Here is a 13,406-nt window from a genome sequence, read left to right on the forward strand (position 1 = left end):
TGTTTGCGCTGCGGCGGTTGGTCAGACAGCGTCGGGCCAGCGGTAGCCGATCACTTCGTTCAACGGGTACGCGAGTTCGCGCACCTCTTCCAGTTGATTGCCGCCAAACAGATGTACGTGCTCGTCGTCGTGACGCAGGTAGAAACCGACATGCCCTTTCCAGCTCGCGGGATCGTCGCGCGTCAGGATCGCGATGCAGCCGTACACAGGGCGCTCCAGCGGCCGGCCCCATTCGAGCCACGAACGCGCGAGCGCGGAGCCCGTCCCGCGAATGCCGGCGTGCGTCATGCACCAGTTGACGAACGACGAGCACCAGGAAATCTTGTCGTCGTAGCCGACCAGGTTCGTCTGGTTGTTGTATTCGACGATGCGCGGATTGATGCTGCCGGGCGGATGGCGGCGGATGCCGAGTTCCGCCATCGCGACGGGCATCCAGGGCGGGTGGGCGGTGTCCGGTTTGCTCTCGGGGTTGAATGGGGTCACGTCGTTCTCGGGCGAGTGTGATGTGCAATCAATCTTCGCACGAATGACGCGAGGCGACGAGCAACTGTACGCGTGGCCTCGCGTTGCACGGGCGCGTTCAAGTGCCTGCCGACCATGCTCGGCGACAGGCCAGCTTCGGAACCGGGAGAGCGTGGCGCGCCGATCGAATCGAAGCCTGACGAATCGATCGCGCGAGGGTTGGACGCGCCTTGTCGTGCGCGCCCGGGTGACTCATCTGCGTTGGGTGTCGGGTACCGCGGCGTTACCTTTAACCGCGTGTGTCGATCCAGCGACGTGCCCAGCGGGCCGAGTGCCGCAGTGCCTGTGCTTCGCTTGCGAAGTAATCGAGCGAATAGAACTGGTAGCGGCCTTCCGCGGGTGTGCTGTCGGTACGTTCGAGCACCAGGTTGGATGAAAAACTACCGTCGGGCAAACGATGCGCCGAGGGTTGGACGGCATAGCCGTTGTATTGTTGAATTTGCTTGTTTTGCATTTTTAATTTTAATCATGTTCGAGTGCGCGCATGCCGTGCGCAATATGCACGGACGCGCCGATTCAAAGCTATTGCAAGCTGAATCTGAAGCTTTCGGAAAGCGAAAGTGAGGCGTTGCTGCCGGAGGGGGGAATGAAGTGCAACGAGGCGTGTGGCGCTTGGCGAGCTGCTGAATGAACAGATGCAGCTAAGAGCAATCGCGCCAACTTCAGGAGACGAAGCTCCGTGGGGGTGTCGCTGCGACCCGGCGTCCGTCGTGGGAGGCCGGGCCCTTCAAACTTTACAGCGGCGTGATGTTGGCCGCTTGCAGACCCTTCGGGCCCTGCTTCGTTTCGAAGCTCACTTTCTGATTTTCAGCCAGCGTCTTGAAGCCGTCGGCACGAATTTCGGAGAAGTGGGCAAACAGGTCGTCACCGCCGTTATCCGGCGTGATGAAGCCAAAACCCTTGCTGTCGTTGAACCACTTGACGATACCGGTATCCATGAAGATTCCTTGAGAAAAAATAGAGAGATTTGCGCCGTTGAAGAGCGCGTGAAGCGTCAAGGAGGGAGAGGACAACGAATACCGCTGTGGAAAGCGAGCAATTGATGAACAGCAATCGGACTTCTTGGACTTCGATGCGTACACTAACCGCCGGGCTGGCGCGCGTCAACTGCTAACTTGTAACTGTTTTACCTCGCGATCCGCCTTTCGGGCGAATCGATGTGGCCCCAACCGGCTGCGCGCCTTACCCGGCCGGGCGCGCGTTGCGCACAATCTCCGGACGAATACGCTGATCGGCAACGCCCTTCTCTCCTTGTGATTTCCGTTCGCTCAGTCCGTATCATGTCGGCAGCCCCCTCCGACTACCCGCCTGCCATGCGCATCACGCCTCTTCCGCCTCTACAGTGCCTGGTCGCGTTCGAAGCCGCCGTGCGACATGCGAGCTTCACGAAAGCCGCCGCCGAACTGCACCTGACCCAAAGCGCGATCAGCCGTCAGATTCAACAACTGGAAGAATTCCTCGGCCGCTCGCTGTTCGTCCGCGAGCATCGCTCGCTGCGGCTGACGATCGCCGGCGAGCAATACGCGGCGCAGGTCCACCATCTGCTCACCCAATGCGCGGAAGCCACGCACGACGTGATGAAACCGTACGGCGATCTCGAGCTGACGATCGCGTGCTCGTCCGGCGTTGCGGTGCTTTGGCTGACGCCGCGGCTGCCAGACTTCCGCGCCGCGTATCCGAACGTCAAGCTGCGCCTGATCGTGCGCGACGGCCTTGCGTCGATGTCGCCGGCGGAATTCGACGTCGGCGTCTACTACGTGCGCCAGCAGGCACCGGCCGAATACACCGCGCGCAAGCTCTTCGACGAGGAAGTGTTTCCCGTCTGCGCGCCGGGTTATCTGGCCGACCGCACGCTGAACGCGGCCGACCTCGCGAACGAAACGCTTCTGCGCCTCGAAGACGGGCAGCGTCAATGGATGTCGTGGTCCGAATGGTTCGACATGAACGACGTCGACCGGCAAAAGGCGCAGCCGCAGGACATCACAATCAATTCGTATCCGCAGATCGTGCAGATGACGATTCTCAGCCAGGGCGTATCGCTCGGCTGGCGCTACATGATCGACGCATGCATCGAAGCCGGGCTGCTCGTGCGCGTGACGGACGCGTCCGCAAGCCACGGCGGCGGCTATTACGTGATCTCGCCCAACGACCGCGCGCAGAACCACGCCGCCCGCCTGTTCACGCGTTGGCTGTTCGAACAGGCGGAGAAGCAGACCGCGTCCTGAGCGCAATGCATGCGTACAGCGCATGCGTGCATGCGAATCTTTCGTTTCAGAAAAAAATCCGGCTGTCCTTAGCATGAGATTCACGCGGGGCAGCCGTCCCGGCTTCTGACAAAGGAAGAGACCATGCAAGGAACGCTTTCCCCGCGCGCCGCGCCTGCCGTTGATGCGGCCGTGCAGCAACGCCGCCGCGCCATCGTCGCGACCGTGATCGGCAACGGCCTCGAATGGTTCGACTTCACCGTCTACAGCTTCTTCGCGGTGATCATCGCGAAGCTGTTCTTCCCGACCGGCAACGAACTGACGTCCGTGCTGCTGACCGTCGCGACGTTCGGCGTCGGCTTCTTCATGCGGCCGGTGGGCGGAATCGTGCTCGGCGTGTATGCGGACAAGGTCGGACGCAAGGCCGCGCTGTCGCTCACGATCCTGCTGATGGCGGCCGGCACCGCGCTCATCGGGATCGCGCCGACCTACGAACAGGCCGGCATCGCCGCGCCGATCCTGATCGTCGTCGCGCGGCTGCTGCAAGGTTTCTCGGCCGGCGGCGAGATGGGCGGTGCCACCGCGTTCCTCACCGAATACGCGCCGCCGGAGAAGCGCGCGTATTACTCCAGCTGGATCCAGTCGAGCATCGGCTTCGCGGTGCTGCTCGGCGCGGCGACCGGTACGTTCGTTACCACGTCGCTTGATACGCAGGCGCTGCACAGCTGGGGCTGGCGGCTGCCGTTCCTGCTCGGGATCATCGTCGGGCCGGTCGGTTACTTCATCCGCAGTCATATCGACGAGACGCCCGCGTTCAGCGCCGTCGAATCGCAGGCGAAGGAAAGCTCGCCGCTGAAGGAGGTGCTGTCGACCTACCCGCGCGAAACCTTCGCGAGTTTTTCGATGGTCATTCTGTGGACGGTCTGCACCTACGTGCTGCTGTTCTACATGCCGACGTATTCCGTGCGCACGCTGCATCTGCCGCAATCGACCGGCTTCGCGGCCGGCATGGTCGGCGGACTGATGATCATGTGCTGCTCGCCGATCGTCGGTCGGCTCGCCGACGTGTGGGGACGGCGCGTGTTCCTGTCCGGCTCAGCGCTCGCGATCCTCGTGCTGGCGTGGCCGATGTTCGCGTGGATCAACCATGCGCCCGGGTTCACGTCGCTGATCGTGTTCCAGGCCGTGTTCGGCGTACTGATTGCGACTTATACCGGGCCGATCCTCGCTGCGTTCGCGGAGCTGTTCCCGACCAAGGTGCTGTCGACCGGGCTTTCCGTTGCGTACAACTTCGCGGTGACGATCTTTGGCGGGTTCGCGCCGTTCCTGATCACATGGCTGATCGCCCGCACCGGCAGCAACATGGCGCCCGCGTTCTACGTGATGCTCGCGGCGGCCGTCAGTTTCGTCGGCACGCGCTTCGTGAAGGATGCGAAGCGCGCGGCCTCAACGACTCGATAAGGACATTTCTCCCATGACCATTACCGTGCTTCAAGGCGGCAACGTGCTCGACCTCGAACGAGGCGTGTTGCTCGAACATCATCATGTCGTGATCGAAGGCGAGCGGATCGTCGAAGTCACCGATCGGCCGGTGGATTTTCCGAATGCGCAGGTGATCGACGTGCGCGGCAAGACCGTGATGCCGGGGTTCATCGATTGCCATGTGCATGTGCTGGCTTCGAACGCAAACCTTGGCGCGAATGCGACGCAGCCGAATATTCTCGCGGCGATCCGGTCGCTGCCGATTCTCGATGCGATGTTGTCGCGTGGGTTTACCAGCGTGCGGGATGCGGGGGGCGCGGATTGGAGTTTGATGCAGGCGGTCGAGACGGGACTGATTCCGGGGCCACGGATTTTTCCGTCGGGGAAAGCGTTGTCGCAAACCGGTGGACATGGGGATTTTCGTCCTCGGGGAGATTTGCTGGAGCCCTGCTCTTGCTGTTTCAGGACGGGGGCGATTGCGCGGGTTGTCGATGGGGTCGAAGGGGTACGGCTCGCCGTGCGTGAGGAGATTCAGAAAGGCGCGACGCAGATCAAGATCATGGCGTCAGGTGGCGTGGCTTCGCCGACTGATCCGATTGCGAACACGCAGTATTCGGAGGATGAGATTCGAGCCATCGTCGATGAGGCTGAGGCTGCGAATACCTACGTGATGGCGCACGCATATACGGGGCGGGCGATTGCGCGGGCGGTGCGATGCGGTGTGCGGACGATCGAGCATGGGAATCTCGTGGATGAAGCGGCTGCGGCGCTCATGCATGAGCGGGGGGCGTTTGTAGTGCCTACGCTGGTGACTTATGACGCGCTGGCGAAACATGGGGCTGAGTTTGGGATGCCGGCCGACTCGGTGGCGAAAGTCGCTTCCGTGCAGCAGAAAGGACGCGAGTCGCTTGAGATCTATGCGAAAGCCGGCGTGAAGATGGGGTTCGGGTCGGACCTGCTCGGCGAGATGCACGCGTTTCAGTCCGGTGAGTTCCGGATTCGGGCGGAGGTGCTCGGGAATCTGGAAGCGCTCAGGTCAGCGACTACGGTGGCGGCGGAGATCGTGAATATGCCGGGGCAGCTTGGGGTGGTGGCCGTGGGTGCGATCGCCGACCTCGCCGTGCTCGATGGGAATCCGCTCGAGGATATCGGGGTTGTGGCCGATGAGGGAGCACGGGTCGAGTATGTATTGCAGCGGGGAACGATCGTGAAGCGGCGTGACAGCGGGCGTTGATGTGGCGCCGTGCGGCTATTTCGGCAAGCGCAGTGCAGCCTCGCGGGCCGTGCGACCGTGACAGTTATTGAAGGTGGCAGTGGGTGTGAGGCGCGGCGTTCACGGCTTGGCTTCGCCCTTCTCGTAGCCCAAGTGGTGGATCGGTTCCCCCCCAGCACGCTCGAAGATCGCCTTCTTGAGCGCCGCGAGCTGCTCGTTGATCGTTGCCCGATCCAGCGTTCCGGGCACCAGTTGCTTGATCAGTTCCGAGTCCAGGTTCAAGCCTTTGCCCGGCTCAACCCACGGCAGCCGTCCCTCAGAAACGCTCCATTCTAAATCGCGAGTCAGCCCTTACTCATCCACCTTGAAAGCCGACACGAGCCTCGTCAGTTCCGCCGCCTGCTGTTTCAAGCTCGCCGCCGCCGCTGCGCTTTCCTCGACCAAAGCCGCATTCTGCTGCGTCATCTGATCCAAAGACTGCACCGCATCGCCGATCTGATCGATCCCGGCGCTCTGCTCCAGGCTGGCTTCGGCGATCTCGCTCATCATCGCGCTCACGCCCTGCACCTGCGACACGACATCGCTCATCACCTTCCCCGCCTCGCTGACCAGCCGCGATCCGGTATTCACCGTGCCCGCGCTATGCTCGATCAGCGCCTTGATCTCCTTGGCCGCCTGCGCGCTGCGCTGCGCCAGATTCCGCACTTCCGAAGCCACCACCGCAAACCCGCGCCCCTGCTCCCCCGCCCGCGCCGCCTCGACGGCCGCATTCAGCGCGAGAATGTTCGTCTGGAACGAAATGCTGTCGATCATCACGATGATCTCGGAGATCCGCTGCGACGCGTCGCTGATCTGCTCCATCGTCGTCACGACCTCACCCACCACCTGGCCGCCGCGCGCCGCCGTAACCGACGCGCCGTTGATCATCTTCGCGGCCGTCGTGGCCGTCTCGGTGTTGTTGCGCACCACGGCCGTGATCTCTTCCATCGACGAAGCGGTCCGCTCCAGGTTGCTCGACTGCCCTTCGGTACGTTCGCTCAGGTCAGCATTCCCCGACGCAATCTGCGCCGAACCCGTGGCAATCGACGCGGACGCCGCGCGAATGCTGTGCACCAGCGTCGACAGCGACGACACAAACCGGTTGAACGCATCCGACAACTGCCCGATTTCGTCCTGGCTCTCGACCGTCATCCGGCGCGTGAGGTCGCCCTGGCCGCTGGCGATCTCCGACAGCAGCGTCGCCGCGCGGCGGATCGGCGCGGCAATCGCGCGGCCCACCAGCCAGATCACGAGCAGCGCGACCGCGAGGCCCACCACCGCCGCGACCAGCGCCGCGCTGCGGATCGCGCGCGTCACCGGCCCGAGCAGTTCGGCCTGCGGCACCTCGACGACGACATACGCGTTCAGTTCCGGAATGAACGACGTCGCGATGAAGCGCGCGCCGCCGTCGCCGTCGTAGCTCAGGTACGCATACGGCTTGCCGGCCAGCAGCGTCGACGACGCATCGCCGGGCAACCCCTGCTGGTCCTTCATGAAATGCTTGCCGTCGATCAGCGACGAATCGCGATGCATCATGATCGCGCCGTCGGGACGCACGAGATACGCGAACCCGGTCTCGCCGATCCGGTAGGCGGCGATCCCCTTCGCGAGCGCATCGACGGACAGGCTCATGCTGGCCGCGCCGATCGGCGCGCCGTCGAGCTCGACGCGGCTGTTGATGAACATCATGTAGCCGCCGACCGTCACCTCGCGATCCATGTTCACGTCGAACGCCTTGCCGGACGACAGGAAGCCGGTCAGCCACTGATCCTTGTCGGTCACCTTCCGCTGCAGGCCGGATTCGTTGTAGTAGTTGCCGCTCTTCACGGACACCCACTGCACCGACGCGGCCTTCTGCTCGTCCTTCACGTTCTTCGCGAGCTGGATCCAGTTGCGTGTGCCGGCGTCGGGTTCGCCGTCGGCTTCCCATTGCAGCAGGAACGCGTCGCGCGCGAGAATCCGCGACGCGGCGATCGGCCCGGCCATCTGCCGCTGCACGTCGGCGCGGATGCCGTTCACGGCCGTCGGCAGCTCCTCGCGGACGACGCGATCGCGCACCGCGTTGCCGATCAGACGGATGCTGAGTCCGCTCGAGATCGCGACGAACACGAGCAGGCAACTCGTCATGCTGAGAATCAGCTTGTTCTGAATGGAAAGCTTGCGCCAGAAGTGCATGGGGAACCCTCGGTAACCGCTCGGTCTGAGCCAGTTTGGGTTATCGGCACGCACGCGCGGAACCGCATCGCGGATTTCAGATGTTCATCATGCGAGATTCGTTATGTTGTTATCAGGCGGGCATAGCCGGCCGCCTGTCGACTCGCGATCAGCGCAAATCAGTATGCGACGAAGATCGTGACGCGCCGATTCCGCGCCCGCGAAGCCGCATCGTCGCCGGCCACGAGCGGCTGCGTATCGGCCCGCCCGATCGCCGCCAGGCGATGCGGCGCCACGCCGCGTTCGGTCAGGTAGCGCACGACGCTCCCCGCACGCGCCGACGACAGCTCCCAGTTCGATTCGTATTTCGCGTTCGCGATCGGCAGGCTGTCGGTATGCCCTTCGACGAGGATGTCGCCGGTCGCGTGCTCGCTCAGCGCCTGCGCAATCTGGTTCAGCACCGGCGACGAATCAGGCAGCAAGCGCGCATCGCCGACGTTGAACAGGATCTTCGCGTCGATGCCGATCTCGACACCATGCGGCGCCTTCACCAGCGAAATCCGGCCGTTCGACTTCAACGAATCGAGCAACGCGAGCCACGGCGGCGCACGATCGGGCGTAGCCGCATCGGCAACGCTCGCGGCACCACCAGCCTGCCGCGCAAGCGTCTGGTACCGCGCGTCGAGCGCGTTGTATTTCGCGAGCTGGAGCACGTACAACGCGAGGAACAGCACCATCAGCGTCGTAATGAGATCCGCGTACGAAATCAGCCAGCGGCCGGACTGCGCGCCTTCGACTTCGTGGTCGTCGCGATCGGCCGCGGAGGCACCGTCAGTTCGAGCAGTCATGCGATTGGAAATCCCGGTTGGTCGTCCGACACACGCTCGTCACGCAAGCGATTCCGCCGCGCGCCCGCGCACGTCGCCGGCCAGGCGCGTTTCGATCGTATGCGGCGATTCCTTGCGCGATATCGCCAGGAAACCGTCGAGATACAGCTTGCGAAACCGCAGCTCGCTGTCGATCTGCGCACGCAGCTTGCCGTAAAGCGGCAGGAACACGAGGTTCGCGAACGCCAGCCCGTACAGCGTCGCGATGAACGCGACCGCGATGCCCGGCCCGAGCTGCGCCGGTTCGAGCATGTGGCTCGTCACCTGCACGAGCCCGAGCACCGACCCGAGAATGCCGAACGTCGGCGCATATCCGCCCGCCTGCTGCCACACGCGCGCGGCCGCCAGGCGGCTGCGTTCGTAGGCATCGAGTTCGCGCTGCAACGCGTCCTCGAGCACGGCGGTCGATACGCCGTTCGCCAGCAGTTCGAGCCCGCGGCGCGCGAACGGATGGATGCCGCTCACGTCCATCGATTCGAACGCGAGCAGCCCGTCGAGCTTCGCGCGGTCGCCCCATTCGAGCAGGTCGGACAGGTTCTTGCGATCGACCTCGCGCGCCCGCACGAACGCGAGCCGCAACTGTTTCACCGCGTCGAAGAAGCGTGCCCAGGTGTTCTGGATCATCACCGCGCCGAGCGTGCCGCCGAGCACGATGACGAGCGCCTCGAACTGGAACAGCATCGGGAAATGCCCGCCTTCGAGCGCGAAGCCGAACACGATCGCCGCGCCGCCCAGCACCACACCCGCCAGGGTCAACAGATCCATGCGCGCCCCCTTGGTCATGCATCCGATGCCGATGCGACGGGCGCAGTGCCCGCCGCCGGCGCCTTCGCCGCACGCACGGCATCCAGCACGCGCCGCTCGATGTCCTCGATCTCGACCGGATCGAGCTTGAGCTCGCGACGCATCACCCAAGACACCTCGTTGCGCCGCGCCTCGGTCATCACGGAGAACAGCTTGTCGGCCACCGCGCGATCGTCGAGATTCGCGATCAGCTTCGCGAGATCGTAGGTGTCGAACGCGCTGATGACGTCGAACAGCGTGCGCTGGTCGATCCACACGAGATCCTCCAGCGCGCGCACGTCGCCGCCGCGACGCGCGTTGCGCCGCGAGAAGTACGCGACGCCCTTCTGCTCGACGTAACTGAGTACCTTCGATTTGCGGAACGCGAACACTTCGTCGGCAATCTCGCCGTTCGACAGCTTGTTGAGCAGCATCGACTTCTCGACGCCGATCAGCGATTCGAGATCGGCGAGCTCGATGAGTTCGAGTTCGCTGTTGATCGACAGGTCGAGATCGTGATCGGCCACCTGTTGCGCGCGATCGATCACGCGCGCGGCGTCGAACGTGACGACCTGGCGCGCATCCGACGACGCCGCGTAATCGGCCGCCCCGCCGGCGTGGTCCGCCTGCGCTGCTTCGATCGTGACGAGATTGAGCTTCTCCATGCGTCGCAGCATCGCGAGCACGTGCGGCCGCGAGTGGCCGGCGATCGCGCGGCATTTGCGGATCACTTCGGCGAGCGGCACCGACGTTTCGGCCGCATGCGCCTGCATCGGCCGGCGCGTCCACGCGTCGCCGGCTTCGCGCGCATCGGCGCCCGCCATCAGCGCCAGCACATGCGCATACGACAGCACGCCCGGCATGAAGTCGGCATGCGTATAGGTCGCGAGCTGGTCGTCCTTGCGCTTCACGCGGCGGATCATCGTGCGCACGATATGACGCAGCAGCGCCGACACACGCTCGATTTCCTCGTCGAGCATGCCGGCCGGCACGACCGTCAGCTGACAGAATGAAAGCGCCTTCGCGGTATGGGCACGCGGCTCGGCCGCGAGCAACGCCGATTCACCGAAGAACTCGCCCCGACCGAGCGTCGCGACGACCACACGCTTGTCGTCGCATCGCGTGGACAGTTCGACCTTGCCGTCGGTGATCAGAAAGATGACGGGCTCGCCCGCAAAACCCTCGGAATAAATGATTTCCCCGGGCGCCGCCGTACGCGTCCACGATTGCTGACGATTCAAGTCGATTCCCCTGCTGCGCTGATTGTTGCGGACTGCGCGTCGCACGTCGGAAGCATGCGATCGCGAGTCGTCCCCGTGACTCGTTTACGTCATCGCGCTCAACATCCTTTAGGGCATTCGTCCTCGCGTCGAACCGAAATCAAGGTAAAACGTTTGCGCGTTACGCCGCCGGATCGAAACGTTCGTTTCGATGCCGGTGCGTGTAGTGCAATTGAAAGCGACGTGCGATCCCGCGCGTCAGAACTCCATGTCGAGTTCGTCGATGTCTTCGTGCTCCGCCTTCGCCGCATCGATCCACTCCGTCACGAACGGATGCGCGAGCACCTGCATGCAGTACTCGGCGATATCGGGCTCCAGCTTCACGTCGTAGGTCAGGAAGCGCGTGACGACCGGCGCATACATCGCGTCGGCAATCCCGATCTCCGCGCCGAACAGCCAGGGGCCGCCGTACGCGGCCAGGCACTCGCGCCAGATCGTCACGATCCGCTCGATGTCGTGCTGCGCGCGCGACCAGATCCGGAAGCCGGGGAAATGCGCGCGCAGGTTCATCGGCAACGCGGACCGCAATGCGCTGAAACCGGAATGCATCTCGCCGCAGATCGATCGGCAATGCGCGCGCGCTCGCCGGTCCTCGGGCAGCAGCCGCGCCTGCGGCCGAATCTCGTTCAGGTATTCGGCGATCGCGAGCGTGTCCCACACCGTGTTGCCGTCGTGCGTCAGGCACGGCACGAGAATCGACGGCGACAGCAGCAGCAACTCCGCGCGCGACGCGGCATCGATCGGCACGCTGACCGTCTCGAACACGAGCCCGCTCAGCTTCGCGAGCAGCCAGCCGCGCATCGACCACGACGAGTAATTGCGGCTGCTGATGGTCAGCGTCGTCTGTCCGGTGACTTCCATGTCGCTCCCCTGTCCAAAACCGTTCGTGCCCCTGCACCGAAAACGGACGCCACGCGGCTCACCCGCACCATGCCGGTGCCGCGGATTCGCCGAACCGGCGCGGCAACGCACGCTGTCGCGGCGCCAGACCGGCGCCGCAACGCATCGCACGCGGCTGCCGGTTCTCGCGTGCCGCCTGCGGCGCCGCGCTTCCGAACCGCGTGCAACGCGCGTGCCAGCCGCGGGCTGGCACATGGCTTGCCTCGTTCGATGCAACGCGGCACAACGAGCAAAGGCCATGAATCTGCTTGCCTATCCGTTCTATCAATGGTCTGCCGAATGCGTGCGCCCGGCGCGCGCATGGGCCGCGGCCGCCCGCGCGACGATGTCGCTGTGGCCGCCCTCCACCGCGACGCCGACCGGCCGCATGCTCGACGCGCTGTGCGAACTGCTCGAATGCTGCGCGTTCTCGCACCGGCGTCCGCCGTTCGGCATCGCGTCGGTCGTCGTCGACGGCAAAACGGTGCCGATCGTCGATGAAGCCGCCGCAGCCAGCCCGTTCGGCACGCTGCTGCATTTCCGCAAGGCGCTGCCGGTCGCGCCCCAGCCGCGCGTGCTGATCGTCGCGCCGATGTCCGGGCATTTCGCGACGCTGTTGCGCGGCACCGTGCATACGATGCTGGCCGACCACGACGTGTACATCACCGACTGGCACAACCCGCGCGACATCCCGCTGACGGCCGGACGGTTCGGCTTCGACGAATACGTCATGCACGTGATCGACTTCATCCGCCAGATCGGGCCGGACGCGCACGTGCTCGCGGTCTGCCAGCCGACCGTCGCCGCGCTCGCGGCGGTTGCGCTGATGGCCGCCGGCGGCGATCCGGCGCAGCCCGCGAGCCTGACGCTGATGGCGGGGCCGATCGACTGCCGCGTGAATCCGACCAAGGTCAACGCGCTCGCGACGAGCCAGCCGATCGAATGGTTCGCGCGGAACCTGATCAGCGTCGTGCCGGCGGGCTTCGTCGGCGCGCAGCGATGCGTGTATCCGGGTTTCGTGCAGGTCGGCGCGTTCATGTCGATGAATCCCGATCGCCACGCGGCGTCGTTTGCCGACCTGTATTACGAGCGCGCGAAAGGCGACCCGGCGAAAGCCGACACGCTGCGGCACTTCTACGACGAATACTTCGCCACCGCCGATCTCACCGCGGAGTTCTATCTGGAAACGGTCGAGAAGGTGTTCCAGCAATACGCGCTCGCGCGCGGCGAGCTGACGGTCGGCGACCGGCTCGTCGAGCCGGCGGCGATTCATCGCACCGCGCTGTTGACGATCGAGGGCGAGAAGGACGATATCTGCGCGGTCGGCCAGACGGTCGCCGCGCAGGAGCTGTGTTCGGGATTGCCGTCGTACCTGAAGACGCACCACGTGCAGACCGGGGCGGGCCACTACGGCGTGTTCAACGGCAGCCGCTGGGAAACGCAGATCTATCCGATCGTGCGCGCGACGATCCATGACAACGAGCCGTACGATCGCACCGCGGGCGCGGAAGGCGACGCGGACGGCACGCACTACGTGACGCTGCGCGCGCTGCTCGATGCACGCGCAGCGGCGCACGACGGCGCGACCGATACGACCGCCGCGGCGTCGGATCAAGCCCGCTGAAACCGGACGGCGCTGAAAACGAATCGCCCCGCCGGGGTTGGCGGGGCGTGAGTGGCCGCAGCGTGCGGACGACGCGCGAGGAAGCGGGCTCGCGCGTCGGCCTGCGTTACGAACAGGCCTTGCCGTGCGACGCGTGGTAGCCCTTCGCCTTCGCATCGGCTTCCGACATGTAGCTGCCGTGCTTCGTCTTGCCGTAATACTTGTCGGTCGAGCAGTGATAGACCTTCGTGCTGTCGTTGACCCACACCTTGCCCGGGCCGCCGCCCGGCGCTGCCGCCGCAGTCGTCGCGGCCGCGCTCTTCGCCGGCGCGGTGCCGGATGCAGCAGCAGCGGAGGCCG

The 13,406-nt window shown here is 64.7% G+C and carries 12 protein-coding genes and 2 pseudogenes; 4 read left to right on the top strand and 10 right to left on the bottom strand.

What is annotated here, in order from left to right; translation table 11 throughout:
* Window positions 1-21: 21 nt before the first annotated feature.
* The 3 genes from DPV74_RS11210 to DPV74_RS11220 all read right to left on the bottom strand — a co-directional run bounded on the left by DPV74_RS11210 (window position 22) and on the right by DPV74_RS11220 (window position 1,460).
* Complete coding sequence (locus DPV74_RS11210; protein ID WP_027790966.1) at window positions 22-432, bottom strand: TIGR02594 family protein; 411 nt, start codon at window positions 430-432, stop codon at window positions 22-24.
* Window positions 433-751: 319 nt separating this feature from the next.
* Window positions 752-976, bottom strand: coding sequence for a hypothetical protein (locus DPV74_RS11215; RefSeq protein ID WP_059684558.1), 225 nt, complete (start codon window positions 974-976; stop codon window positions 752-754).
* Between the two features lie 280 nt (window positions 977-1,256).
* Entirely contained in the window at window positions 1,257-1,460 is a 204-nt protein-coding gene (locus tag DPV74_RS11220; protein ID WP_027790965.1) for a cold-shock protein, read from the bottom strand.
* A 375-nt stretch (window positions 1,461-1,835) separates the two neighbouring features.
* Between DPV74_RS11220 and DPV74_RS11225 the strand changes: the two genes are divergently transcribed.
* The 3 genes from DPV74_RS11225 (at window position 1,836) to DPV74_RS11235 (ending at window position 5,442) form a co-directional block, all read left to right on the top strand.
* Window positions 1,836-2,747 (top strand): LysR substrate-binding domain-containing protein, encoded by a 912-nt coding sequence (locus tag DPV74_RS11225; RefSeq protein WP_119337155.1) that lies wholly within the window; start codon window positions 1,836-1,838, stop codon window positions 2,745-2,747.
* A 123-nt stretch (window positions 2,748-2,870) separates the two neighbouring features.
* Window positions 2,871-4,187 (top strand): MFS transporter, encoded by a 1,317-nt coding sequence (locus DPV74_RS11230; RefSeq protein ID WP_059684561.1) that lies wholly within the window; start codon window positions 2,871-2,873, stop codon window positions 4,185-4,187.
* A gap of 13 nt (window positions 4,188-4,200) precedes the next feature.
* Window positions 4,201-5,442 carry an amidohydrolase family protein gene (locus DPV74_RS11235; RefSeq protein ID WP_119337156.1) on the top strand — a complete coding sequence of 414 codons (1,242 nt, stop codon included), beginning with the start codon at window positions 4,201-4,203 and terminating at the stop codon, window positions 5,440-5,442.
* 102 nt (window positions 5,443-5,544) lie between these two features.
* Here DPV74_RS11235 and DPV74_RS11240 read toward each other — a convergent pair.
* The 6 genes and pseudogenes from DPV74_RS11240 to DPV74_RS11265 form a co-directional block, all read right to left on the bottom strand.
* Window positions 5,545-5,730: pseudogene (locus DPV74_RS11240) on the bottom strand (IS256 family transposase); the annotation flags it as partial.
* Window positions 5,731-5,772: 42 nt separating this feature from the next.
* A complete protein-coding gene (locus DPV74_RS11245; protein WP_119337157.1) occupies window positions 5,773-7,635 on the bottom strand; it encodes a methyl-accepting chemotaxis protein in 1,863 nt (620 codons plus the stop codon).
* Window positions 7,636-7,793: 158 nt separating this feature from the next.
* The gene (locus DPV74_RS11250) at window positions 7,794-8,462 is read right to left on the bottom strand and encodes an OmpA family protein (protein WP_119337158.1); all 669 of its coding nucleotides are present in this window, start codon (window positions 8,460-8,462) and stop codon (window positions 7,794-7,796) included.
* A 39-nt stretch (window positions 8,463-8,501) separates the two neighbouring features.
* Window positions 8,502-9,266, bottom strand: a complete 765-nt coding sequence (locus DPV74_RS11255) for a flagellar motor protein (RefSeq protein WP_059693871.1) — start codon at window positions 9,264-9,266, stop codon at window positions 8,502-8,504.
* A gap of 14 nt (window positions 9,267-9,280) precedes the next feature.
* A complete protein-coding gene (locus DPV74_RS11260; RefSeq protein WP_119337159.1) occupies window positions 9,281-10,525 on the bottom strand; it encodes a Crp/Fnr family transcriptional regulator in 1,245 nt (414 codons plus the stop codon).
* Window positions 10,526-10,762: 237 nt separating this feature from the next.
* Window positions 10,763-11,425 carry a glutathione S-transferase family protein gene (locus tag DPV74_RS11265; protein ID WP_059693869.1) on the bottom strand — a complete coding sequence of 221 codons (663 nt, stop codon included), beginning with the start codon at window positions 11,423-11,425 and terminating at the stop codon, window positions 10,763-10,765.
* 277 nt (window positions 11,426-11,702) lie between these two features.
* On the opposite strand from DPV74_RS11265, the gene DPV74_RS11270 reads away from it, so the two are divergent.
* The gene (locus DPV74_RS11270) at window positions 11,703-13,067 is read left to right on the top strand and encodes a polyhydroxyalkanoate depolymerase (protein WP_119337160.1); all 1,365 of its coding nucleotides are present in this window, start codon (window positions 11,703-11,705) and stop codon (window positions 13,065-13,067) included.
* A 106-nt stretch (window positions 13,068-13,173) separates the two neighbouring features.
* On the opposite strand, the pseudogene DPV74_RS11275 reads toward DPV74_RS11270, so the two are convergent.
* Window positions 13,174-13,406: pseudogene (locus tag DPV74_RS11275) on the bottom strand (hypothetical protein); the annotation flags it as partial.

The organism is Burkholderia sp. HAN2018 (assembly GCF_024704855.1).
Lineage (GTDB): Bacteria > Pseudomonadota > Gammaproteobacteria > Burkholderiales > Burkholderiaceae > Burkholderia > Burkholderia cepacia.

What these genes read in the sequence shown, in the direction of transcription:
- DPV74_RS11210 (WP_027790966.1), bottom strand. Translation starts at nt 432, where the DNA reads ATGCCCGTCGCGATGGCGGAACTCGGCATCCGCCGCCATCCGCCCGGC.
- DPV74_RS11215 (WP_059684558.1), bottom strand. Translation starts at nt 976, where the DNA reads ATGCAAAACAAGCAAATTCAACAATACAACGGCTATGCCGTCCAACCC.
- DPV74_RS11220 (WP_027790965.1), bottom strand. Translation starts at nt 1,460, where the DNA reads ATGGATACCGGTATCGTCAAGTGGTTCAACGACAGCAAGGGTTTTGGC.
- DPV74_RS11225 (WP_119337155.1), top strand. Translation starts at nt 1,836, where the DNA reads ATGCGCATCACGCCTCTTCCGCCTCTACAGTGCCTGGTCGCGTTCGAA.
- DPV74_RS11230 (WP_059684561.1), top strand. Translation starts at nt 2,871, where the DNA reads ATGCAAGGAACGCTTTCCCCGCGCGCCGCGCCTGCCGTTGATGCGGCC.
- DPV74_RS11235 (WP_119337156.1), top strand. Translation starts at nt 4,201, where the DNA reads ATGACCATTACCGTGCTTCAAGGCGGCAACGTGCTCGACCTCGAACGA.
- DPV74_RS11245 (WP_119337157.1), bottom strand. Translation starts at nt 7,635, where the DNA reads ATGCACTTCTGGCGCAAGCTTTCCATTCAGAACAAGCTGATTCTCAGC.
- DPV74_RS11250 (WP_119337158.1), bottom strand. Translation starts at nt 8,462, where the DNA reads ATGACTGCTCGAACTGACGGTGCCTCCGCGGCCGATCGCGACGACCAC.
- DPV74_RS11255 (WP_059693871.1), bottom strand. Translation starts at nt 9,266, where the DNA reads ATGGATCTGTTGACCCTGGCGGGTGTGGTGCTGGGCGGCGCGGCGATC.
- DPV74_RS11265 (WP_059693869.1), bottom strand. Translation starts at nt 11,425, where the DNA reads ATGGAAGTCACCGGACAGACGACGCTGACCATCAGCAGCCGCAATTAC.
- DPV74_RS11270 (WP_119337160.1), top strand. Translation starts at nt 11,703, where the DNA reads ATGAATCTGCTTGCCTATCCGTTCTATCAATGGTCTGCCGAATGCGTG.